At 62.8% G+C, this 22,016-nt stretch carries 20 protein-coding genes and 2 tRNA genes; 9 read left to right on the plus strand and 13 right to left on the minus strand.

The annotated features are described in order from the left end of the window. Positions 1-63 precede the first annotated feature (63 nt). The 6 genes from narI to H9642_RS12550 all read right to left on the minus strand — a co-directional run bounded on the left by narI (position 64) and on the right by H9642_RS12550 (position 9,744). A complete protein-coding gene (narI, locus tag H9642_RS12525; RefSeq protein ID WP_251836782.1) occupies positions 64-849 on the minus strand; it encodes a respiratory nitrate reductase subunit gamma in 786 nt (261 codons plus the stop codon). Next, positions 849-1,592 (minus strand): nitrate reductase molybdenum cofactor assembly chaperone, encoded by a 744-nt coding sequence (narJ, locus tag H9642_RS12530; RefSeq protein WP_251836846.1) that lies wholly within the window; start codon positions 1,590-1,592, stop codon positions 849-851. The genes narI and narJ overlap by 1 nt, the downstream gene beginning before the upstream one ends. A gap of 2 nt (positions 1,593-1,594) precedes the next feature. Further along, on the minus strand, positions 1,595-3,133 hold the full coding sequence (gene narH / locus H9642_RS12535) for a nitrate reductase subunit beta (protein ID WP_251836783.1): 1,539 nt from the start codon (positions 3,131-3,133) through the stop codon (positions 1,595-1,597). Positions 3,134-3,237: 104 nt separating this feature from the next. Then, entirely contained in the window at positions 3,238-6,993 is a 3,756-nt protein-coding gene (locus tag H9642_RS12540; protein ID WP_251836784.1) for a nitrate reductase subunit alpha, read from the minus strand. 70 nt (positions 6,994-7,063) lie between these two features. Then, the gene (locus H9642_RS12545; RefSeq protein WP_251836785.1) at positions 7,064-8,476 is read right to left on the minus strand and encodes a NarK family nitrate/nitrite MFS transporter; all 1,413 of its coding nucleotides are present in this window, start codon (positions 8,474-8,476) and stop codon (positions 7,064-7,066) included. A gap of 2 nt (positions 8,477-8,478) precedes the next feature. After that, entirely contained in the window at positions 8,479-9,744 is a 1,266-nt protein-coding gene (locus tag H9642_RS12550; protein ID WP_251836786.1) for an MFS transporter, read from the minus strand. A 232-nt stretch (positions 9,745-9,976) separates the two neighbouring features. Between H9642_RS12550 and H9642_RS12555 the strand changes: the two genes are divergently transcribed. Together H9642_RS12555 and narL are read left to right on the plus strand one after the other, a co-directional pair. Continuing rightward, positions 9,977-11,773: a histidine kinase gene (locus tag H9642_RS12555; RefSeq protein ID WP_251836787.1), complete on the plus strand. Its 1,797-nt coding sequence runs from the start codon at positions 9,977-9,979 to the stop codon at positions 11,771-11,773. Next, positions 11,770-12,402 carry a two-component system response regulator NarL gene (narL, locus tag H9642_RS12560; protein ID WP_251836788.1) on the plus strand — a complete coding sequence of 211 codons (633 nt, stop codon included), beginning with the start codon at positions 11,770-11,772 and terminating at the stop codon, positions 12,400-12,402. The genes H9642_RS12555 and narL overlap by 4 nt, the downstream gene beginning before the upstream one ends. Before the next feature lie 47 nt (positions 12,403-12,449). Here narL and can read toward each other — a convergent pair whose 3' ends face one another. After that, on the minus strand, positions 12,450-13,079 hold the full coding sequence (gene can / locus H9642_RS12565; RefSeq protein WP_251836789.1) for a carbonate dehydratase: 630 nt from the start codon (positions 13,077-13,079) through the stop codon (positions 12,450-12,452). Positions 13,080-13,341: 262 nt separating this feature from the next. Here can and H9642_RS12570 point away from each other — a divergent pair, with 262 nt between their 5' ends. The 3 genes from H9642_RS12570 (at position 13,342) to H9642_RS12580 (ending at position 14,970) form a co-directional block, all read left to right on the plus strand. Then, on the plus strand, positions 13,342-14,019 hold the full coding sequence (locus H9642_RS12570) for a Crp/Fnr family transcriptional regulator (protein ID WP_251836790.1): 678 nt from the start codon (positions 13,342-13,344) through the stop codon (positions 14,017-14,019). 20 nt (positions 14,020-14,039) lie between these two features. After that, positions 14,040-14,450, plus strand: a complete 411-nt coding sequence (locus tag H9642_RS12575) for a putative zinc-binding protein (protein ID WP_251836791.1) — start codon at positions 14,040-14,042, stop codon at positions 14,448-14,450. 112 nt (positions 14,451-14,562) lie between these two features. Continuing rightward, a complete protein-coding gene (locus H9642_RS12580; protein ID WP_251836792.1) occupies positions 14,563-14,970 on the plus strand; it encodes a putative zinc-binding protein in 408 nt (135 codons plus the stop codon). 77 nt (positions 14,971-15,047) lie between these two features. Here the strand turns inward: H9642_RS12580 and H9642_RS12585 are convergent, their stop codons facing one another. Next, complete coding sequence (locus H9642_RS12585) at positions 15,048-16,280, minus strand: molybdopterin molybdotransferase MoeA (protein WP_251836793.1); 1,233 nt, start codon at positions 16,278-16,280, stop codon at positions 15,048-15,050. Continuing rightward, entirely contained in the window at positions 16,277-16,831 is a 555-nt protein-coding gene (gene moaB / locus H9642_RS12590; RefSeq protein WP_251836794.1) for a molybdenum cofactor biosynthesis protein B, read from the minus strand. Before moaB ends, H9642_RS12585 begins: the two co-directional genes overlap by 4 nt. Positions 16,832-17,044: 213 nt before the next feature. Here moaB and ytfE point away from each other — a divergent pair, with 213 nt between their 5' ends. Then, positions 17,045-17,710, plus strand: a complete 666-nt coding sequence (gene ytfE / locus H9642_RS12595) for an iron-sulfur cluster repair protein YtfE (protein ID WP_251836795.1) — start codon at positions 17,045-17,047, stop codon at positions 17,708-17,710. A 201-nt stretch (positions 17,711-17,911) separates the two neighbouring features. On the opposite strand, the gene H9642_RS12600 is transcribed toward ytfE, so the two are convergent. Continuing rightward, positions 17,912-17,988: transfer RNA gene (locus H9642_RS12600), tRNA-Asp, on the minus strand. Between the two features lie 13 nt (positions 17,989-18,001). After that, positions 18,002-18,077 (minus strand) — tRNA-Val (locus H9642_RS12605). 205 nt (positions 18,078-18,282) lie between these two features. On the opposite strand from H9642_RS12605, the gene rdgC reads away from it, so the two are divergent. The 3 genes from rdgC (at position 18,283) to sugE (ending at position 20,821) form a co-directional block, all read left to right on the plus strand. After that, a complete protein-coding gene (gene rdgC, locus H9642_RS12610; RefSeq protein ID WP_251836847.1) occupies positions 18,283-19,203 on the plus strand; it encodes a recombination-associated protein RdgC in 921 nt (306 codons plus the stop codon). Positions 19,204-19,390: 187 nt separating this feature from the next. Continuing rightward, positions 19,391-20,359: a bile acid:sodium symporter family protein gene (locus H9642_RS12615; RefSeq protein ID WP_251836796.1), complete on the plus strand. Its 969-nt coding sequence runs from the start codon at positions 19,391-19,393 to the stop codon at positions 20,357-20,359. Between the two features lie 147 nt (positions 20,360-20,506). After that, entirely contained in the window at positions 20,507-20,821 is a 315-nt protein-coding gene (gene sugE, locus H9642_RS12620; protein ID WP_251836797.1) for a quaternary ammonium compound efflux SMR transporter SugE, read from the plus strand. Positions 20,822-20,912: 91 nt separating this feature from the next. Here sugE and H9642_RS12625 read toward each other — a convergent pair whose 3' ends face one another. Both H9642_RS12625 and H9642_RS12630 read right to left on the minus strand, forming a co-directional pair. Further along, positions 20,913-21,236, minus strand: a complete 324-nt coding sequence (locus tag H9642_RS12625; RefSeq protein WP_251836798.1) for an AzlD domain-containing protein — start codon at positions 21,234-21,236, stop codon at positions 20,913-20,915. Continuing rightward, positions 21,236-21,952 carry an AzlC family ABC transporter permease gene (locus H9642_RS12630; protein WP_251836799.1) on the minus strand — a complete coding sequence of 239 codons (717 nt, stop codon included), beginning with the start codon at positions 21,950-21,952 and terminating at the stop codon, positions 21,236-21,238. Before H9642_RS12630 ends, H9642_RS12625 begins: the two co-directional genes overlap by 1 nt. Positions 21,953-22,016: the final 64 nt, after the last annotated feature.

Genomic DNA, 22,016 nt, shown 5'->3' on the forward strand with positions numbered 1-22,016 from the left:
CGTAGGCGGGCACACCCCGCCGGGCCAACGTGGCGGGCTGAGCCCGCCCACGGATTCAGGGAATCAAGCCACCGGCTCGCTCATTTTCTTGGGCGCCACGCGGTGTGGCGTCGCCTGGACGGGCGCACGGTAGCCGGCCGGTGCCTGCACCGGCGGCAGGCTGCGACCGGTGTTCTTCATGCGCACGATCTGGTAGCGCCGGCCCAGGTACCACACCGGTGCGCTGACAATGTGCACCAGGCGGGTGAAGGGGAACAGCACGAACAGGGTCACGCCGAGAAACACGTGCAGCTTGTAGATCAGCGACACCGGGGCGATGGCCTCGGCGGCCACTACCGGTTGCAGGGTGACGATGCTCTGCGCCCAATTGCCCAGCATGATCATCACCGAGCCGTCCATGTGTCCGGTGGAGGCGACGATGGTGCCCAGGCCCAGCAACAGCTGCACCAGCAGTACGATCAGCACCAATTGGTCAGAGGTGCTGGACGAGGCGCGCACGCGGGGATTGGTGAAGCGACGATGGATCAGCATGATCAGACCGATCAGGCACAGCAGGCCAAAGAAGCCGCCCGATACCATCGCCAGCAGTTGCTTGTCGGCACTGCTGATGACGTGGTGGTACAGGGCTTCGGGCATCAGCAGACCGACGAAGTGGCCGCACAGCACAAAGATGATGCCCACATGGAACAGGTTGCTGGCCAGGCGCATGCCCTGGGGGGCGAGCATCTGGCTGGAACCGGTCTTCCAGGTGTACTGGGCCAGGTCGAAGCGCGCCCAGCTGCCGATCAGGCAGATCGCCAGGGCGATGTAGGGATAAACCCCAAACAGCAGGAAATTGAAGTTAGCCATTAACGCACCTCCTGGGCCAGCGCGGCTTGCCCGTCATGCTTGAAATCGGTCCAGTGCAGCGGTACCGCCGCTTCCTCGCGAGCCTTGCCCGGGCCCGACGCTTGCGACGGACAACGGTCCTGCTGTTCGGCCTGCAGGAAATTCACCTGCTCCTCCTCCCAGATCTTGTCGAGGGCCTCTAGCGAATCGTCGCGCTCCTCGGCAGCCACCTGCTCGCGCAGCTGGGCGACCGCGGTCAGCGGTTGTCCGGCAATCTGCAGCAGCGCGCCGAAACAGGCCGCGTGCGGGCTCTGGCGCTCCTCCAGGCGCGCGGCCAGCAGCGCCAGCAGGTGCGCCACATCCGCCAGGCCCTCGCGGGCCTCCAGATCGTCGCGTGTGGAGAGGTATTCCAAGTACAGCGGGATGTAGTCGGGCAGCTCGCGCACGCCGATGGCGAACCCGGCGGCCTCGTACTGGGCCATCAGGTCGACCATTGCCTGGCCGCGATCGCGCGACTCGCCGTGGACATGTTCGAACAGCAACAGCGACAGCGAGCGGCCCTTGTCGAACAGTTCGCTGTAGGCTTCCTGCACGTCCATCAGCTCGCCGCCCACCAGCTCCTCCAGCAACAGGCGCAGTTCGCCGCGCTGCTCCGGGCTGATCTCGCGAGCAGTGGAGATGGCCTTCGCCAGCTCCAGATAGCCCTCACGTAACTGCTCGGTCGGGTAGTCGAGCAACAGGGAAATCACCTTGAGAATCTGCATGCTCATTCCTCCCACACCTGCACGGTCTGGATGATGTCGCGCTTGTTCGCCTTCTTGGCGCCAAACATGTTCACTTCGGAGCTGCCGCCACAGCCGTTGCCGAAGCTGAAACCGCAGCCGGAACGCTCAGCGAAGGCATCGCTCATGGCTTCTTCACGGTGCGCCGTGGGAATTACGAAGCGGTCTTCGTAGTTGGCAATCGCCAGGTAGCGGTACATGTCGTCGGCCTGGTGACGGCTCAGGCCGACCTTTTCCAGCACCTCCAGATCAAGTACGCCGTCCACCTGCTCGGCGCGCTTGTAGGCGCGCATGGCCAGCAGGCGCTTCAGGGCCAGCTTGACCGGCTTTTCGTCGCCGGCGGTGAGCAGGTTGGCCAGGTAGCGCAGCGGAATACGCAGGCTGTCCACGTCCGGCAGCACGCCGTCCATGCTCACGTGACCGGCCTGGGCGGCGTTCTGGATCGGCGACAGCGGCGGCACGTACCAGACCATCGGCAAGGTGCGGTATTCCGGGTGCAGCGGCAGCGCCAGCTTCCAATCCACAGCCATCTTGTAGACCGGAGACTGTTGCGCGGCATCGATCACCGACTGCGGCACGCCGTCTTTCAGGGCCTGGGCGATGACCTTGGGATCGTGCGGGTCGAGGAACAGACCCAGCTGCTCTTCGTACAGGTCCTGCTCGTTGGGCGTGCTGGCCACTTCGTGGATACGGTCGGCGTCATACAGCAGCACGCCGAGGTAGCGGATGCGACCCACGCAGGTTTCGGCGCACACGGTCGGCATGCCGGCTTCGATGCGCGGGAAGCAGAAGATGCACTTCTCGGATTTGCCGCTCTTCCAGTTGTAATAGATCTTCTTGTACGGGCAGCCGCTGATGCACATGCGCCAGCCGCGGCACTTTTCCTGGTCGATCAGCACGATGCCGTCTTCTTCGCGCTTGTAGATCGCACCACTCGGGCAGGACGCCGCGCACGTCGGGTTGAGGCAGTGCTCACACAGACGCGGCAGGTACATCATGAAGGTGTTTTCGTACTCGCCGTAGATGTCCGCCTGAATCTTGTCGAAGTTCTTGTCCTTGCGACGCTTGGCGAATTCGGTACCCAGGATTTCCTCCCAGTTCGGTCCCCACTCGATCTTCTCCATGCGCTTGCCGGTGATCAGCGAGCGCGGCCGCGCCACCGGCTGGTGCTGGCCCAGCGGCGCGGTGTGCAGGTGCTGGTAGTCGAAGTCGAACGGCTCGTAGTAGTCGTCGATGCTCGGCAGATCCGGGTTGGCGAAGATATTCGCCAGCACACGGAACTTGCCCCCGATGCGCGGGTTGATCGAGCCGTCGGCATTGCGGACCCAGCCGCCCTTCCACTTGTCCTGGTTTTCCCATTCCTTCGGGTAACCGATGCCGGGCTTGCTCTCGACGTTGTTGAACCAGGCGTATTCCATGCCCTCACGGCTGGTCCAGACGTTTTTGCAGGTGATCGAACAGGTGTGGCAACCGATGCACTTGTCCAGGTTCAACACCATGCCAATTTGTGAACGGATTTTCATTGTGTCGACTCCTCAACCTGGACCCCAGCCTGAACCTCGTGAAATGGCATGGTGTAGGCACCATGCGCTATCGCCATTGGTGAACGGATTTTCATGGCAGATCCTCAGATGTCTTGCGGCAGGGGTTGCGGCAGGTCGTCGCCATACGGGCCATCAAGCCAGTCGACCTTGGCCATTTTGCGCACCACAACGAACTCGTCGCGGTTGCAGCCCACGGTGCCGTAGTAGTTGAAACCGTAGGCTTGCTGGGCATAGCCGCCGATCATGTGGGTGGGTTTGAGCACCACGCGCGTCACCGAGTTGTGGTGGCCGCCGCGAGTCTTGGTGGTCTCGGAGCCGGGCACGTTCACGATGCGTTCCTGGGCGTGGTACATCATCACCATGCCTTCCATCACCCGCTGGCTGACCACCGCACGAGCGGTCAGCGCACCGTTGGCGTTGAAGCACTCGATCCAGTCGTTGTCCTCGATGCCGACCTTTTTGGCGTCGACTTCCGACATCCACACGATCGGCCCGCCACGGCTCAGGGTGAGCATGATCAGGTTGTCGGTGTAGGTGGAGTGGATGCCCCACTTCTGGTGCGGCGTGATCCAGTTCAGCGCGATCTCGGGATTGCCGTTGCTCTTCTTGCCCTTCACCGACTCGACGGTGCGGGTATTGATCGGCGGTCGGTAGCTCATCAATTGCTCGCCGAAAGCCTGCATCCACGGGTGGTCCTGGTAGAACTGCTGGCGGCCGGTGAGGGTGCGCCACGGGATGTACTCGTGAACGTTGGTGTAGCCGGCGTTGTAGCTGACGTGTTCGTCTTCCAGGCCCGACCAGGTGGGGCTGGAGATGATCTTGCGCGGTTGGGCCTGAATATCGCGAAAGCGAATGGCCTCGTGCGCCTTGGGCAGTGCCAGGTGGCTGTGGTCGCGGCCGGTGAATTCCGACAGTGCGGCCCAGGCCTTCACGGCCACGTGGCCGTTGGTTTCCGGTGCCAGCGACAGAATCACTTCCGCCGCGTCGATGGCGGTTTCGATCTTCGGCCGACCCTGGCTGACGCCTTCTTCGCGCACGGTGTAGTTCAACTCACCGAGGAATTTCACTTCTTCGTCGGTGTTCCAGTTGATTCCTTTGCCGCCATTGCCCAGGGTATTGAGCAGCGGACCGAGGGAGGTGAACTTCTTGTAGGTGGCTGGGTAATCGCGCTCGACCACGGTGATGTTCGGCGCGTTCTTGCCCGGCTGCAGCGCTTCGCCGGCGGTTTTCCAGTCGGTGCCGCCGAACGGCTGGGCCAGTTCGCCGGGGCTGTCATGCATCAGCGGTACGGTGACCAGGTCCTGCTCGACGCCCAGGTGCCCTTCGGCCATTTCCGAGAACGACTTGGCGATGCCCTTGTAGATTTCCCAGTCGGAGCGAGCTTCCCAGGCCGGATCGATGGCCGCCGACAGCGGGTGGATGAAGGGGTGCATGTCCGAGGTGTTCATGTCGTCCTTCTCGTACCAGGTCGCGGTCGGCAGGACGATGTCGGAATACACACAGGTGGAGGACATGCGGAAGTCGAGGGTGGTGACCAGGTCGAGCTTGCCGATGGCGCCGTCTTCCTGCCAGTCCACTTCGCCCGGCTTGAAGCCCTGGGACTTGCCGGTGTCCTCGTTCATCACGCCGTTCTTGGTACCCAGCAGGTACTTGAGCATGTACTCGTGGCCCTTGCCGGAGGAGCCCAGCAGGTTGGAGCGCCAGATGAACATGTTGCGCGGGAAGTTATCGGGGTTGTCCGGCTGTTCGCAGGCAAAGCGCAGGCTGCCGTCCTGCAGGGCCTGGACCGCATAGTCCTTGGGCGACAGGCCGGCGGCGGCGGCATCGCGGGTAATCTGCAGCGGGTTGCGGTTGAGTTGCGGTGCGCTGGGCAGCCAGCCGGCGCGTTCGGCGCGGATGTTGTAGTCCAGCGCGTGCTCGGGGAACTGCGACTTGTCGGCCAGCGGCGAGAGCACTTCATGCATGCTCATCTTCTCGTGGCGCCACTGCGAACTGTGGTTGTAGAAGAAGCTGGTGCCGTTCATCTGCCGCGACGGACGATTCCAGTCGAGGCCGAAGGCCAGCGGCAGCCAGCCGCACTGCGGACGCAGTTTTTCCTGGCCAACGTAGTGGGCCCAGCCGCCGCCGGTCTGGCCGACGCAACCGCAGAGCATGAGCATGTTGATCAGCCCGCGGTAGTTCATGTCCATGTGGTACCAGTGGTTCATCGCCGCACCGACGATGATCATGGAACGACCGTGGGTCTTGTCGGCGTTGTCGGCGAACTCGCGGGCGATCTGGATGGCCTTCTCGCGGGCCACACCGGTGATCTGCTCCTGCCAGGCCGGGGTGCCGGGTACGCTGGCGTCGTCGTAGCTGGACGCCACGTTGGCACCGCCCAGACCGCGGTCGATGGCAAGGTTGGCGGCCATCAGGTCGAACACCGTGGCGACCTTGACGGCCTTGCCGTCGGCCAGGGTCAGCGAGCGCACCGGTACACGACGTGCCTGAACGTCTTCGCCTTCGACGGCGGTGAAGTGCTCATGCAGCTGGCCGCCGAAGTAGGGGAAGCCGACGTCCACGCTTTCGCCACTGCCGATCTGGCTCAGTTGCAGATCAACCTCGCGGCCGTCCTTGCCTTCGCGGGCTTCGATGTTCCACTTGCCCTTCTCGCCCCAGCGGTAGCCGATCGAACCCAGCGGCGACACCAGCTCACCGGTGCTGCCGTCCACGGCGATGGTTTTCCACTCGGGGTTGTTGTCCTGGCCCAGGTTGTCGGCCAGGTCCGAGGCGCGCAGGAAGCGGTCGGCGCGGTAGTAGCCGTCCTTCTCGTCGAGCAGCACCAGGATCGGCATGTCGGTGTAGCGCTTGGCGTAGTCGGTGAAATAGGCGCTCGGTTTCTCGAGGTGAAATTCCTTGAAGATCACATGGGAGAACGCCTGCGCCAAGGCCGCGTCGGTGCCTTGCTTGGGGTTCAGCCACAGGTCGGTGAGCTTGGCCACCTCGGCGTAGTCCGGGGTGATGGCCACAGTCTTGGTGCCCTTGTAGCGCACCTCGGTGAAGAAGTGGGCGTCCGGGGTACGTGTCTGCGGGACGTTGGAGCCCCAGGCGATGATGTAGTTGGAGTTGTACCAGTCGGCCGATTCCGGCACGTCGGTCTGCTCGCCCCACACCTGCGGCGAGGCCGGCGGCAGGTCGCAGTACCAGTCGTAGAAGCTCAGGCACACGCCGCCGATCAGCGACAGGTAACGCGAGCCGGCGGCGTAGGACACCATGGACATGGCCGGAATCGGCGAAAAGCCGACCACGCGGTCCGGGCCGTATTGCTTGACGGTGTAGACGTTGGCGGCGGCGATGATCTCGTTGACTTCGTTCCAGCTGGAACGCACGAAGCCACCCATGCCGCGCTTGCTCTTGTAGGACTCGGCCTTGGCCTTGTCCTCGACGATGCTCGCCCAGGCCTCGACCGGGCTCTTGCTGGCCCGCGCCTCACGCCACAGTTTGAGCAGCGGCTTGCGCACCTTGGGGTATTTGAGGCGGTTGGCGCTGTAGATGTACCAGCTGTAGCTCGCACCACGCGGGCAACCACGCGGTTCGTGGTTAGGCAGGTCGTTGCGGGTGCGCGGGTAGTCGGTCTGCTGGGTTTCCCAGGTGATCAGACCGTTCTTCACGTAGATCTTCCAGGAACAGGAACCGGTGCAGTTCACCCCGTGGGTGGAGCGCACGATCTTGTCGTATTGCCAGCGCGAGCGGTAGACGTTCTCCCAGTCGCGTGATTCTTGGCGCGTTTCGCCGTGACCCTCGGCGAACTCGCCTTGCTTGCGGTTAAAGAAGCGCAGCTGGTCGAGTAGGTGACTCATGGTGTTTTCCTCTTCAGGCTGAGCGCCCACTGCCGGCGCGCTCTGTCGTAATGGCTTGGCAGATCGGTGGCTAGCAGGGATTCGAGGCGCCGCGCCGCGCATACCACCACCAGGTGACGGCGATGCAGCTCAGGTAGTAGGCGATGAACAGGTACAGGGCGGCTTCGGCGTTGCCGGTGAGGGCCAGCGACGTGCCGAAGGCTTTGGGAATGAAGAAGCCGCCGTAGGCACCCAGCGCGGCGCTAAAGCCGATGACGGCGGCCGATTCGATGCTGGCGTTCTTGTTGGCGGCGTCTTCACTGACCTCGCCGCGCTGCAGGCGCTTAGCCCACTCACCACGGAAAATCACCGGGATCATGCAGAAGGTCGAGCCGTTGCCGATGCCGGCAAAGAAAAACAGTAGGATGAAGGAGCCCAGGAAGCCCCAGAAATTGCCGCCGCCGTTCTCACCGGGCAGGAAACTGATCACCGCAAACACGAACGCGATCATCAGCGCGTAGTTCCACAGGGTGATGCGCGCGCCGCCGAACTTGTCCGCCAGCATGCCGCCCAGGGTGCGGCTCAGCGCGCCCACCAGCGGGCCGAGAAAGGCGTACTGCAGCGGGTTGATGTCCGGAAACTGGGTCTTGCTGAGCATGGCGAAGCCGGCGGAGAAGCCGATGAAACTGCCGAAGGTGCCGATGTACAGCCAGCACATCAGCCAATTGTGCTTGCGTTGGAAGATCACCGCCTGGTCCTTGACCGATGCCTTGGCATCAGCAATGTCATGCATGCCAAACCAGGCCGCCAGAGCGGAGACGGCAATGAACGGCACCCAGATCAGACCGGCGTTTTGCACCCACAGCTGGGTGCCATCGCTGAGCACCTGAGGCTCGCCGCCGAAGCTACCGAACAACCCACCCACTACCGCCAGTGGCACGGCGAACTGCATGACCGACACGCCCAGATTGCCCAGGCCCGCATTCAGCCCCAGCGCGGTGCCCTGACGGGCCTTGGGAAAAAAGAAGCTGATGTTGGACATGCTCGAAGAGAAGTTGCCGCCGCCAAAACCGCACAGCAGGGCGATGATCACGAACACGCCGTAGGGGGTATCCGGGTTTTGCACCGCGATGCTCATCCAGATGCAGGGGATCAGCAGCGAGGCGGTGCTCAGCGCCGTCCAGCGCCGCCCGCCGAAGATCGGCACCATGAACGAGTAGAAAATGCGCAGCGTGGCACCAGACAAGGAGGGCAGCGCGGCGAGCATGAACAGCTGTTCAGTGCTGAAACTGAAACCGATGCTGTTCAGGCGCACCGTCACGGTGCTCCACACCATCCACACGGCGAAGGCCAACAGCAGCGCGGGTACCGAGATCCACAGGTTGCGGGTGGCGATCCTCTGTCCGACGTCGCTCCAGAAGTGCGGGTTTTCGGGGCGCCAGTCGGTGATCACCGCGCCTTTGGGCGGTTGGAAGTCGGCGACCGTTCTTTCAAGGGTGGACATGCTTATTCTCCTTGGACACTAACGCGCGCAGGCACGCTATTGCCCATGAGCGGGGTTTGACGGATTTCGCTGCGGTACATCCAGATCAGGGAGATCCAGACCACGCCATACAGCAGCATGAAAGCGGAGGTGCGCACGCCGGTGAGGTCCACCAGAGCGCCGAACATGATCGGCAGGATGAAGCCGCCGATGCCGCCGGCCAGACCGACGATGCCGGAGACCACGCCCATGTTGTGCGGGTAGTCATCGGAGATGTACTTGAACACCGAGGCCTTGCCGAACGCCCAGGCAATGCCGACGATAAACATCAGCGCGGTGAACACCCACGCATTGAGGCCAAGGGAGAAGGTCTTCGGGCCGTTGACGGTCTGGATGGTGAAATCGGTCTGTGGATAGGACAGCAGGAACAGGCACACCCAGCTCACCCACATCACCCACCAGGTCACGCTCTGCGCGCCCCAGCGATCCGACATCCAGCCACCCACCGCGCGCAATACACCGCCGGGCAGCGAGAAGCAGGCAGCCAGCAGCGCAGCGGTCTGCAGGTTGAAGCCGTATTCCTCGACGTAGTACTTGGTCATCCACAGCGCCAGGGCCACATAGCCGCCAAAGACGATCGAGTAGTACTGGCAGTAGCGCCACACCGCCGGGTCTTTCAGCGCCTGCATCTGCTCGCGCAGGGTCACTCCGCCAGCCACGCGGTGCGCCTTGTTCTCGCGGGTGAAAAACCAGAACAGCAGCGCAGTGATGAACATCGTCGCCGAGAAGACCTTGGGCACCAGCTGCCAACTGCCGGCGGCAATCAGCGCCGGGGCGAGGAACTTGGTCAGCGCCGACCCGGCGTTGCCAGCGCCGAAAATGCCCATGGCGAAGCCCTGATTGTCCTTGTCGAACCACTTGGCGACATAGGCGATGCCCACCGAAAACGAGCCGCCGGCCAGACCGACAAACAGGCCGAGCACCAGGAAGTGCCAGTAGGCGGTGGCCTCGGCGATCAGGTAGATCGGCAGCACGCAGACCAGCATCAGCACGAAGAACACCACGCGCCCACCGAACCTGTCGGTGAGCATGCCCAGCGGCAGACGGATCAGCGAACCGGTGAGCACCGGGGTGGCGGCCAGCAGGCCGAACTGGGTTTCGTTGAGCTGCAACAGCTCTTTGATCGGCACACCCAGCACGGCGAACATCATCCACACCATGAAGCACACCGTGAACGCCAGGGTACTCATGCCCAATATCAGGCCTTGCTGCATCTTGTGACCGGCCATAACGACCTCCAGGGGTAGCTGTTATGGCCGCAGCCTAGCGACGGAGCCGAGCAAACCCTTGATGCAGATCAAGGGCAAGACAGCCCCTCACCCCCTACTATCCACGCGCCTACCCACAAAGAGGTAAACCCGTAAAAATTAAAATTCCCTTTTTAATTCAACAAGTTAATCAATCAAGCCTGCTGAGAAAACCGGCTTGATCGATCCCCCGGACTCTTTAGAGGTAGTTGCCATGTTGCAATGGTTGAAAGGCTCGTTGCCGGCCCGAGCGGGCCTCGCGGTGGCCTTGATTGCCATCTTTGCATTGGCCAGCGCGCTCAGCTCCGGCGTGATCGCCCGCCTCAGCGAAGGCGATGCGGCTGCCATCAATACCGCCGGCTCCCTGCGCATGGCCACCTACCGGCTGAGCTGGAAGATCGAGGCGGGAGCTGACATCCAGCTGCTGCAGATGCACGGCGGTAACCTCGAAAAGCGCCTGGAAAGCTCCGACCTGACCGGCGTGCTGCAGAACAGCGACGCGTTACGCCACGCCTACGATCAACTCCATCAGCGCTGGGTGAACGAACTCAAGCCTGCCTTGTTCGGCGGCGATACCCGACAGTTCCTGGACCATGCAGACAGCTTCGTCGAGCAACTCGACCAGTTCGTCTATGTCTTGCAACAGGACAATGAAAGCAAACAGGCCTGGCAGCAGACCATTCAAGGCCTGGCGCTGTTCGTCACCACCATCGTGCTGATGATCGGCATGTATCAATTGCAGGGAACCGTCCTGGCGCCATTGCAGGAGCTGAATCGGGCCAATGAGCGTTTTCGCGCCGGCGATCTGAGCGCGCGGGTCGACTACCAGGCAACCGATGAGTTGGGCCAGGTGGTCAACAGCTTCAATGCCATGGCCGCAGCCATTGAGGAATCGCACCGCACGCTGGAAAGTCGCGTCGCCGAAGAAACCGCCAACCTGGCCCAGGCCAATGCCGCCTTGCAGCTGCTGTACCGCAGCAGCCGCAGCCTGGCCAGCCAGGCCGCCGATGCCGACACCCTCGGCCATCTGCTGGACAGCTTTCAGGAGCGTTTGCCTGGCCTGCGCCTGTCGCTGTGCCTGCATGGCGACCCCCAGCAGCCGGTGGGCCAGCTGATCGCCCTGCATGGCCAGGAACTACGCGAGATCTGCTCACCGGCGGATTGCGCCAATTGCACGCTGCACAACCGCCATAACCTGATCGCCTGCCCGGTGGTCAACCTGGGCAGCGAGCTCGGCGAATTACGCGCGGCGTTTACCGGCGGCCGCCCTGCCCAGGCCTGGGAAATGGAACTGATCCAGGCGCTGGCCAACCTGATCGGCACCGCGCTGTCGCTGGAGCGCCAGCGTGAACAGGAGCATCGCCTGCTGATTTTCGAGGAGCGCGCCGTGATCGCCCGTGAGCTGCACGACTCGCTGGCCCAGGCACTGTCGTTCATCAAATTGCAGGTCAGTCGCCTGCAAACGCTGATTCGCCGCGGCGAATCGCTGGCCAAGGTGGAAACGGTCAGTGAAGAGATCCGCGACGGCCTGAACACCGCCTACCGCCAACTTCGTGAGCTGCTGACCACCTTCCGCCTGAGCATCAAGGAAGGCGGACTCGACCAGGCCCTGCGCGACACCGCCCTGGAGTTCTCGACGCGCAGCCCGTTCGAGGTGGACCTGCAGGTCAGTCCGCTGGCCGTGCCGCTGTCGGCCAGCGAACAGATCCACCTGCTGCAGATCGCCCGCGAGGCGCTGTCCAATTGCGCCCGCCACTCCGGTGCCAGCCAGGTGCAAGTTGCCTTGCACCAAACCGGCGAGGCTGTCGAACTGCTGATCGAAGACGACGGCTGCGGGCTGTCCCATGAGCACGACAAACGCCAGCATCATGGCCTGACCATCATGCAGGAACGCGCGCGCAGCCTGGCCGGGCAACTGAGCGTGACAGACAAAATCCCCCATGGCACTCGCGTGCAGTTGCGCTTTCGCCCCGAGTTTCTTGGCCATCCTTTCAACGAGGCCCTTGCATGACCACTCCGCACACCCTGCTCTTGGTCGACGACCATCCGATGATGCGCCGCGGCATCCGCCAGCTGCTCGAACTGGAAGACGACCTCGACGTCATCGGCGAGGCCGGCCATGGCGCCGAAGCACTCGACTTGCTGACCGACCTGCGCCCCGACCTGATCCTGCTCGACAACAACATGCCGCAGATGAATGGCGTGGAAACCCTGAAAAAGATTCGCGAGCAGGGCTATGCCGGCAAGGTCCTGCTGTTCACCGTCTCCGACGCTGAAGAGGACGTGCGCGACGCCATGCGTTTCGGCGCCGACGGCTATTTGCTCAAAGACATGGAGCCTGAACAACTGATCGATCAGTTGCGCCGGGTTCTACACGGCAATCTGGTCATCAGCCCGGCACTGACCAAGGTATTGGCCCAAGCCCTGCGCAGCCCGCAAGGCGCGACCCAGGCCGACCTTACCGACCGCGAGCGACAGGTGCTGAAAATGGTTGCCCTCGGCAACAGCAACAAGATGATCGGCAACAAACTGGGCATCACCGAGGGCACCGTGAAGGTGCATATGAAGAACCTGCTGCACAAGCTCGGCCTGCGCTCGCGGGTGGAAGCGGCGGTGTGGGCCCTGGAGCACCTGCGATAGCGGCAAGCGGCAAGCGGCAAGCTCAGAGCTTGCGGCTTGCCGCTTTCTTAGGGTTCATAGCGGAAGGTGGCATCCAGCTGTTGCGGGCCGCTCACGGTAACCATCAGGTCCTTGACCAGGCCGTTGTCCAGCCCGTAGATCCAGCCGTGCACCGCCAATGGCTGGCCCCGCTGCCAGGCGTTCTGCACGATGGTGGTATGACACACGTTGCGTACCTGACGCTGCACATTCAACTCGCAGAGCAGGTCGACCCTGGCGCCGTGGTCCAACCCCGCAAACCGAGGCAGGTTTTGATGATAAAGCGCTTTCAAAGCCCGTAACCAGTTGTCGATGATCAGCCCCATCTCGGTATGTCCGAGCGCCGCGCGCACGCCGCCACAGCCATAATGGCCGCAGACGATCACTTGGCGGATCTCCAGGACATCCACCGCATACTGCAGCACCGAAAGCATATTCATGTCGGTGGCCACCACCATATTGGCCACATTGCGGTGCACGAACAGCTCGCCCGGCATCAGCCCGACCACATCATTGGCCGGAACGCGGCTGTCCGAGCAGCCGATCCACAGAAACTCCGGACGCTGCTGGCGGGCCAGACGCGCAAAAAACTCCGGGTCTTGCGCACGCAACGCCTCCGACCAGCTTCGATTGTTGATCAACAACTGCTTGACGTTCATGTCCTTTCCTGTCGCAACCTGTGGGGCGCAGAAATATCACCCGTCGGCGACGCCCGTCTTGTCCATCGTCAAGGGTGCCCGGCACACCGAACGCTACTCTAGCCACAGCGTCAGCCGCGATGGAATCCTCCTCTCCAGCCGTCGCGGGCTGGCGCGTTTTATCTACCTCCGCCCTACACACCTGCCTCTTTGGAGGTAGCGCCTTGGAGGGATTTGCCCGCGCTCCCGTGACTTTTACCATGCAGTCCACGGAGGTGACTTTATGCTGACCGACCCCGCCACGCTTAGCGCCCTGCGCCGCCATCACCTGTTCCAGAAGTTGCCACTTGATGTGTTCCAGGATGTTTGCGATCTGGCCATCTTCCGCCGCCTGGATAAAGGCGAGACGCTGTTTCACCAGGGTGAAAACGCCGACCGCTTCTACCTGCTGATCCAGGGGCAGATAAAATTGACGCGGGTCCTGCTCGAAGGCCAGGAAAAGCTGGTAGAAGTGATCCAGCCCGGGGAGAGCTTCGCCGAAGCCCTGCTGTTCAACGGTACTCGCCATTATCCGGTGACCGCCGGCGCACTCAAAGCCAGCAGCCTGGTGAGCATCGATGGCGCTCATTACCGGCGCCTGCTGGAAGAGCAACCCAGGATCTGCCTCGACCTGCTGGCCAGTTTCAGCATTCGCCTGCATCAGCGTCTCAACGAGATCGACACCCTGACGGTGGGCAACGCCAGCCGGCGCGTGGTGCGCTTTCTCTGCCAGGAACTGGAAGGCAGCAACGGCCAAATCCAGCTGCGCGCACCCAAACGCCTGATCGCCTCGCAACTGGGCATCCAGCCGGAAACCTTCTCACGCATCCTGCACCGCCTGATCGATGCCGGGCTGATCGACATGGAGCGTCGTACCATCCGCGTGCTCGACAGTCCCAGCCTGGCCCAATACTGCGAATAAGCCGTTAGGATGAAACGCCCATGTCCTCTCTCCCACTCGTTTATTCCTGCTCCGGCTGCTCCAATGTGGCCCAACTGGCCAATACCTTGGCCGTGCGCCTGGATCGCGCCGGGTTGGCGGAAATGTCCTGCATTGCCGGCATCGGCGGGCGGGTCGCCTCACTGGTCGACAAGGCCAATGCCCAGCGCCCGATCCTGGCCATCGACGGCTGCCGCATGCAGTGCGCCAGGGCCTGCCTAAAACAGCACGGCGTTACCGCCAATATCCATGTGGTGCTCAGTCAGTACGGCCTGAAAAAGCGCTATCGCGAAGACTGCTCCCGCGAGGAAACCGAACGGGTATACGCACAAATGCAAACGTTGCTGGACGACCCGCGCATGGCTGGCCGGGCACCACCCCAGGTAACACCGCAACTGAGGATTGTCAGATAGCGCATGCGCGGTAGCGCCGACCGCTCTGCCGTCCTTGAGCATGATCAAGGTCAAGACATGACCCGCCCACCATACTGAGGCCCTTTGCAGGCCACCTCCGGGAGATACCACGATGCCCAAGCCGTCACCTGCCCTGGTCTATTCCTGTTCCGGCTGCTCCAACGTGGCCCAGTTGGCCAATACGCTGGCGGTGCGCCTGGACCGCGCGGGGCTGGCGGAGATGTCCTGCATTGCCGGGGTGGGTGGCAATGTCCCCGCGCTGGTCAAGAAAGCCAGCGCCGGCCGGCCGATTCTAGCCATCGACGGCTGCCACCTGCACTGCGCCAAGGCCTGCCTGGCCCAGCATGGAGTGACCGCCAATGTACATGTGGTGCTCAGTGAGTACGGTTTGAAGAAGCGCTACCGGGAAGATTTTTCCAGTGCGCAAGCCGATCAGCTGTACGACGAGCTGAGCCAGCTGATTGCCAGTGACCGCATGACCGCGCCGCCCGAGCAACCGAAGCTGCACGTCATCAAGTAATGGGAGCAGAAATGGCGCACATGAAATCACCCGTGACCAAAACAGATGGGGAACAAGCCGCTCCCCATTTCCTTCTATTAGTTCAATAACGAGCTGAACGGAAGGTATTCGACCGACTCGCCCTCTTCCAGGGTGTGATTGCATTCGACCAGCGCCAGGCCATCGGCCCAGCAGGCCGAGGTCAGCATCGCCGAGCCCTGACGTGGATGCAGACAGACACGCAGTTCGCCGTCGACTGTTTCCAGGCGCGCGCGCAAATATTGGCGGCGCACATTGCGCTTGCGCCAGGCGAAACCCGCAGGCAGGCGCAGCGGCTGCGGCACCACCTCCCGACAGCCCTGCGCACTGAGCAGGAAGGGCCGCGCCACCACCAGGGCGGTAATCAGCGCCGCCGCTGGATTGCCCGGCAGACCAAGCCACGGCGTGCCGTGGATTTCACCGAACGCCAGCGGCTTGCCCGGCTGGATCGCCAGGCGCCACAGGTGCAGTTCGCCCAGTTCGCGTACCGCCTGCTTGAGATGGTCTTCCTCACCAACGGAAACGCCGCCGGAGGTCATCACGACGTCCTGTTCAGCCGCAGCCCGGGCCAGCGTGTCACGGGTAACGGCCAGATCGTCGGCCATCACTCCGTAATCCGTTACCTGCAAGCCCAGGCTGCTGAGCACGCCGAGCAGGCTGTAGCGGTTGGCGTTGTACAGCTGGCCGGGGGCCAACTCCTCGCCCGGCTCACGCAGCTCGTCGCCACTGCTGAGCAGCCCGACGCGCAGTGACTGGTACACCGCCACCCGGGCATAGCCCAGGCTGGCCAGCAGACCCAATTCTTGCGGACGCATACGTTGGCCGGCCGCCAGCACTGGTGTGCCGGCCAGCAACTCCTCGCCTTGCCGACGCACATTGGCGCCGATGTCCAGCGCCGGTACCCAGACCCTCTCGGGCTCCACCTTGCACACCTCCTGGGGCACCACAGTGTCGGCACCCGGAGGTAGTGGCGCCCCGGTAAAAATCCGCACCAGATGACCGCCCGGCAACGGCTCCAGGGCCGCGTCGCCAGCCGCGATACGCCCAGCCAAAGGCAGCCAGCCACCCTGCGCCGGCACATCGGCGGCACGCAGGGCGTAACCGTCCATGGCGCTGTTGTCCCAGGCCGGCACATCGGAGGGTGCACGCACCTCCTCTGCCAACACCCGACCGAGAATCTGCGCCAGGGGCAACGACTCTACTTGCGGCGCTGCCGGCACGCGCTCCAGCAAGGCCGTTATCGCTTCATCCACCGGGCGCAGCCCGTGGGTATCACAGCCACAGGCGCTCATGAGCGGCTCCCGCAGCAGGTCGCCGCCTGATCCGCCGGGCGCTTGAGATGGGGCACGAAATTGCATGGCCGGGTACGGCTGTCGAGCTGTTCGACAAGAATCTTCTGCCAGGCGGTGCGGCAAGCATTCGGCGATCCCGGCAGGCAGCACACCAGGGTACCGTTGCTCATCCCGGCCAGCGCCCGCGACTGCACGGTGGAGGTGCCGATATCGACCAGGGAAACCTGCCGGAACAGCTCACCAAAGCCGTCCACGGTCTTTTCCAACAGCGGCGTCACCGCCTGCGGTGTGTTGTCACGCGCGGTAAAACCAGTGCCGCCGGTAATCAGCACCACCTGAACCTGCCCATCGGCAATCCAGCTGCACAGCCGGGCACGGATCTGCCAGATGTCGTCGCTCACCAGCGCCCGATCGGCCAGTTCATGGCCGGCTGCCAACAGCCCGTCGATCAGGGCCTGCCCGGAGGTATCGGTGTCCAGGCTGCGGGTATCGCTGACTGTCAGCACCGCGATGCGCAGAGGCAGGAATTCAGCGTTGGATAAATGCGCCATGGAAGAAATCTCCGTTGAAAATATCGATGCAGACTGCACCGCCACCGACGTGCAGCCCATCCCCCCAAGGAGGTACTACCGGCAACGGGGGCCGGAGAACATGTGAGCGTCAGCCTAGGCCCAATCGATTTTTTACCCCTTGATCAACGTCAAGGGGCCACGGGTTATCTGGCGGCAGAGTATCGATCCCTTCATCCGACACGAGCCTGCCCTATGAGCACTGCATTGTTGAACGAAACACTCGGCAGCCTGGCTACGCGCATTCCCGGCGCAACCCGTATCCTGCGCGAGCAACGGCTGGATTTCTGCTGCGGCGGCGCGCAGTCCCTGCAGCAGGCCTGCGAACAGCGCGGAATCGATGCAACCCTGGTGGCCGAACAACTGCTGCACCTTCAGCAACAGCCCGGCGCGAATAGCAACTGGGAGCTGACGCCTACCCCGCAGTTGATCGAGCACATTCTGGAGCGCTACCACGCCCGCCACCGTGAACAGCTGCCGGAACTTATTCGTCTGGCCAACCGCGTGGAGCATGTTCACACCCGCAACCCCGACTGCCCCCACGGCCTGGCCGCACTGCTGGACGAGATTTACGGCGAACTGGAGCACCATATGTGCAAGGAGGAACGTATTCTGTTCCCGATGTTCAACCAGGGTGTGGCGGCCTCGGTACTGGTGGGCGGGCCAATTGCAGTGATGCGCCATGAACACGATCAGCACGGCGAAGCGTTGGAGCAACTGGCCGAACTGACCCACGATATCCAACCGCCGCCCGGCGCCTGCAACACCTGGCGCGCGCTGTATCGCGGCCTGCGGGAATTTCGCGATGACCTGATACAGCACATCCACCTGGAGAACACTGTTTTGTTTGTGCGCTCGTGACTGCCCAACGCACGGCTGCGACGAGGGCAGATAATTAATGCGGGCAACGTGGCTCGAAAAAAGTGGGCCACGGCTCGAATCCGAACAGGCAATCTAGCGTTGCAGGAATGAGCGCGGTATGCGCGGAAGGCAGAAACGAAAAAAGCGACCCTAAGGTCGCTTTCTCGTTGATGCGGGCTTCAGTCTGACCCGTATCGAATATGGCGCAGTGGACGGGACTCGAACCCGCGACCCCCGGCGTGACAGGCCGGTATTCTAACCGACTGAACTACCACTGCGCATTACCTCGAGTGGTGGGTGATGACGGGTTCGAACCGCCGACCCTCTGCTTGTAAGGCAGATGCTCTCCCAGCTGAGCTAATCACCCGTTTGCTCTCGAAGTGGGGCGCATTCTAGAGAGCCCGAATGACCTTGGCAAGCCCTAAATGAAAAAAATTTTGCAGATGTTCCAATGACTTAGGAAATTTCTGCTTTTTAGACGATTCATCCACCGTTGATACCCGCCAGGGTTGGCCTGCGCGCGGCGGGCGGGAATAATGCCCGCTTTGCGTTTTCAGGAGATCCTCCCCGCCATGTGGTTCCGCAACCTGCTCGTTTACCGCCTCAATGCCGATTTCCGATTCGATGCCGAGGCCCTGGAAACCGCACTGGCCAGCAAACCTGCCCGCTCCTGCGCCAGCCAGGAGCTGTCCACCTACGGCTTCATCGCCCCGTTCGGCAAAGGTGCGGACGCCCCGCTGATGCACACCAGTCAGGGTTTCTATCTGCTGGCTGCGCGTAAGGAAGAACGCATCCTGCCCGGCAGCGTAGTGCGCGATGCCCTCAAGGAGAAGGTCGACCAGATCGAAGCCGAGCAGATGCGCAAGGTCTATAAGAAGGAGCGCGACCAGCTCAAGGATGAAATCATCCTGGACTTCTTACCCCGCGCCTTCATCCGCAAATCCGCCACCTTTGCCGCCATCGCGCCTGAGCAGGGCCTGATTCTCGTCGATGCCTCCAGCTCCAAGCGCGCCGAAGACCTGCTTTCCACCCTGCGCGAAGTGCTCGGCTCACTGCCGGTACGGCCGCTGAACGTCAAGCTGGCGCCGACCGCCACGTTCACCGAATGGGTGAAAAGCAACGCAGCCAGCCATGGCCTGCACGTGCTGGATGAATGCGAACTGCGCGACACTCAGGAAGATGGCGGCATCATTCGCTGCAAACGCCAAGACTTGGCCAGCGAGGAGATCCAGCACCACCTCACCGCCGGCAAGCTGGTCACCAAGCTGAGCCTGGCCTGGGAAGACAAACTGTCCTTGGTGCTGGACGACAAGCTGGCGATCAAACGCCTACGTTTTGAAGACCTGTTGCAGGACCAGGCTGAACAGGACGGTGGCGATGACGCCCTCGGCCAGTTGGACGCCAGCTTTACCTTGATGATGCTGACCTTCATCGAGTTCCTGCCGCAGTTGTTCGAAGCCCTTGGCGGTGAGGAGATTCCCCAGGCCATTTGATTCCTGCTTCCGCTGCCCGTTGCAGTAGCCCTATACACAGGAGCATGCCCTGATGGGCAGGCTGCGGCGGCGCGCCACCTGTGTGTCGACAGGCCTGCCATGCGTTCCCGTCACGCCGGGAAGGTGCAACGCAACCGGACACGGTGCAAACCCTGGCTTTATTAATCTGCCTTTCAAGGAAAGCTCCATGCGTGCATTGGCCGCTTTAAGCCGCTTCGTCGGTAACACGTTCGCCCTCTGGGTTTTGCTGTTCGCTGTACTGGCCTTCTATCAACCCGCCTGGTTTCTACCTATCGCCAAGGGCGGCTGGATCGTGCCGCTGCTGGGCCTGATCATGTTCGGCATGGGCCTGACCCTGAAGACTGAAGACTTCCGCGAAGTGGCGCGCCAACCGTTGCGTGTGCTGATCGGCGTACTCGCCCAGTTCATCATCATGCCGGGCCTGGCCTGGCTGCTGTGCAAGGTCCTGAATCTGCCCGCGGAAATCGCCGTTGGCGTGATCCTGGTCGGCTGCTGCCCGGGCGGCACGGCGTCCAACGTGATGGCCTGGTTCGCCCGCGGCGACGTGGCGTTGTCGGTGGCCATCACCTCGGTGTCCACCCTCCTCGCCCCGATCGTCACCCCGGCGCTGATCTGGTTGCTGGCCTCGGCCTGGCTGCCGGTGGATTTCGGCGCCATGTTCTGGTCCATCGTTCAGGTGGTGATTCTGCCCATCGTGCTCGGCTTGCTCGCGCAGCGCCTGCTGGGCGCGCGCGTGCGGGTGGCTGTGGATGTGTTGCCGCTGGTGTCGGTGTTCAGCATCGTCGCCATCGTTGCCGCCGTGGTGGCGGCCAGCCAGGCAAAAATCGCCGAATCCGGCCTGCTGATCATGGCCGTGGTGGTGCTGCACAATGGCCTGGGACTGGCCATGGGCTATGCCGCCGGCCAACTGTTCGGCCTGCCACTGGCGCAGCGCAAGACCCTGTCTATGGAAGTCGGCATGCAGAACTCCGGGCTTGGCGCCGCTTTGGCCAGCGCCCATTTCTCGCCGCTGGCGGCGGTGCCCAGTGCGCTGTTCAGCGTCTGGCACAACCTTTCCGGCCCGATGCTGGCGACCGTGTTCCGGCGCATGAACGATCCGCAAACGGCGCCGGCCAAGCAGGCCGCCGCCGAATAAAAATGCTGGGGGCCCCTTGCCCGGGGCGCCCAGCTGTGCAAAATAAAACGCCGGCGGGGACGACCCCGCCGGCGTTCTTATTGGCCCTGTGCGGCCGCAAGAGCGCTTCACATCAGGGGACGGCCCCAGCTTTTTGGAGGTATCCCCATGTCCTGGCTCATTCTGTTCTTTGCCGGCCTGTTCGAAATTGCCTGGGCCATCGGCCTGAAATACACCGACGGCTTTACCCGCTTGATTCCCTCCGCCCTGACGGTCGCAGCCATGCTGGTCAGCCTGGGGCTGCTGGGCCTGGCCATGAAGGGGCTGCCCCTGGGCACCGCCTATGCGGTGTGGACCGGCATTGGCGCCGTCGGCACGGTGATTGCCGGCATCATCCTGTTCGGTGAGTCCATGGCGCCGCTGCGCCTGGCCAGTGTGGCGCTGATCGTCACCGGCCTGGTCGGGCTCAAGCTCAGTCATTGACGTGTCTCAGCGCAGGGCGGATTTCCCGCCCTGCGACTGACAGTCAGATCTGACCCAGCGCAGGGCGGATTTCCCGCCCTGCGACTGACAGTCAGATCTGACCCAGCGCCCAGCGCAACAGAAAGAACACCAGCAACCCGCCCGCGATGGTGGCCAGCAGGTTACGGCTGAGTGCGGCAATCGCAATGGTCACCACCCCGCCCAGCAGATAGGCATTGTCCAGGCGCACCTGCAGCGTTTGTCCGTCAGGCATGAACATGCCCGGCGCGACGATGGCGCATAGCACAGCGATGGGCACATAGCGCAGGCCCTGACGCACCAGCGGTGGAAATCGCAGGTTCGGCCAGGCGAACAAGCTGTAACGGATGACGAAGGTGATCACTGCCATACCCAGTATCAGCAACCAGATATCCATCAGGCATCCTCCCCGACTGCGTGGCGGGTTTCACGACGCTGCTCCAGCCAGACACCGACGATGATTCCGGCGAGTGCTGCAACCAGCAGGCCGAGCTTGTACGGCAGGCCGTGAAAGGCCAATGCCACTGCACCGGCCACCAGCGCCGCGGCAACTTGCGGCACATTGCGCAGCATCGGCACGACGATGCCGATGAAGGTGGCGAGCATCGCGAAATCCAATCCCCAGGTCGCCAGGTTTGGCACCGCCTGGCCGAAGGCCACGCCGATCAGCGTGCACAGCTGCCAGTTGGTGTACATGGCCAGGCAGGAACCGAAAAAATACCAGTGTTTATGCGCTGACTCGTCGCGTGCCGCGTAGCGGTGCTGGACCACGGCGAAGGTTTCATCGGTCAGCCAGAACGCCAGGGGCGCCCGCCAGCGGCCCGGCAGATGGCGCACGAACGGTTGCAGGGTGGCGCTGTAGAGGGCGTGTCGCAGGTTGACCACAAAGGTGGTGAGCAGCAGTACGACCATACCGGCGCCGCCCCCCAGCAAGCTGACCGCAATGAATTGCGCGGAGCCGGCGAAGACCAGTAGAGACATGCCCAATGCCTGCCACAGGGACAGGCCAGCGGCACTGGCCAGGGTGCCAAAGATGATGCCGAAGGGAATCGCGCCGAGAATCAGAGGTAGGGTATCGCGGGCGCCATTGAGGAATTCGTGTAAGCGGGACATGGTTTCTCCTTGGGGAGAAGAAACCTACACCAAGTCGGCGTGGTTCGTCTCACTCTGCCAGCGG

It is taken from the genome of Serpens gallinarum (genome assembly GCF_014836765.1).
In the GTDB taxonomy this organism is placed as follows: domain Bacteria; phylum Pseudomonadota; class Gammaproteobacteria; order Pseudomonadales; family Pseudomonadaceae; genus Serpens; species Serpens gallinarum.

Coding starts and splice junctions, on each gene's coding strand:
- ytfE (WP_251836795.1), top strand. CDS start 17,045: ATGAGCACTGCATTGTTGAACGAAACACTCGGCAGCCTGGCTACGCGC.
- H9642_RS12630 (WP_251836799.1), bottom strand. CDS start 21,952: ATGTCCCGCTTACACGAATTCCTCAATGGCGCCCGCGATACCCTACCT.
- H9642_RS12615 (WP_251836796.1), top strand. CDS start 19,391: ATGCGTGCATTGGCCGCTTTAAGCCGCTTCGTCGGTAACACGTTCGCC.
- H9642_RS12570 (WP_251836790.1), top strand. CDS start 13,342: ATGCTGACCGACCCCGCCACGCTTAGCGCCCTGCGCCGCCATCACCTG.
- narI (WP_251836782.1), bottom strand. CDS start 849: ATGGCTAACTTCAATTTCCTGCTGTTTGGGGTTTATCCCTACATCGCC.
- rdgC (WP_251836847.1), top strand. CDS start 18,283: ATGTGGTTCCGCAACCTGCTCGTTTACCGCCTCAATGCCGATTTCCGA.
- H9642_RS12550 (WP_251836786.1), bottom strand. CDS start 9,744: ATGGCCGGTCACAAGATGCAGCAAGGCCTGATATTGGGCATGAGTACC.
- narH (WP_251836783.1), bottom strand. CDS start 3,133: ATGAAAATCCGTTCACAAATTGGCATGGTGTTGAACCTGGACAAGTGC.
- H9642_RS12555 (WP_251836787.1), top strand. CDS start 9,977: ATGTTGCAATGGTTGAAAGGCTCGTTGCCGGCCCGAGCGGGCCTCGCG.
- H9642_RS12580 (WP_251836792.1), top strand. CDS start 14,563: ATGCCCAAGCCGTCACCTGCCCTGGTCTATTCCTGTTCCGGCTGCTCC.
- H9642_RS12575 (WP_251836791.1), top strand. CDS start 14,040: ATGTCCTCTCTCCCACTCGTTTATTCCTGCTCCGGCTGCTCCAATGTG.
- H9642_RS12540 (WP_251836784.1), bottom strand. CDS start 6,993: ATGAGTCACCTACTCGACCAGCTGCGCTTCTTTAACCGCAAGCAAGGC.
- H9642_RS12545 (WP_251836785.1), bottom strand. CDS start 8,476: ATGTCCACCCTTGAAAGAACGGTCGCCGACTTCCAACCGCCCAAAGGC.
- narJ (WP_251836846.1), bottom strand. CDS start 1,592: ATGCAGATTCTCAAGGTGATTTCCCTGTTGCTCGACTACCCGACCGAG.
- H9642_RS12625 (WP_251836798.1), bottom strand. CDS start 21,236: ATGGATATCTGGTTGCTGATACTGGGTATGGCAGTGATCACCTTCGTC.
- H9642_RS12585 (WP_251836793.1), bottom strand. CDS start 16,280: ATGAGCGCCTGTGGCTGTGATACCCACGGGCTGCGCCCGGTGGATGAA.
- moaB (WP_251836794.1), bottom strand. CDS start 16,831: ATGGCGCATTTATCCAACGCTGAATTCCTGCCTCTGCGCATCGCGGTG.
- sugE (WP_251836797.1), top strand. CDS start 20,507: ATGTCCTGGCTCATTCTGTTCTTTGCCGGCCTGTTCGAAATTGCCTGG.
- can (WP_251836789.1), bottom strand. CDS start 13,079: ATGAACGTCAAGCAGTTGTTGATCAACAATCGAAGCTGGTCGGAGGCG.
- narL (WP_251836788.1), top strand. CDS start 11,770: ATGACCACTCCGCACACCCTGCTCTTGGTCGACGACCATCCGATGATG.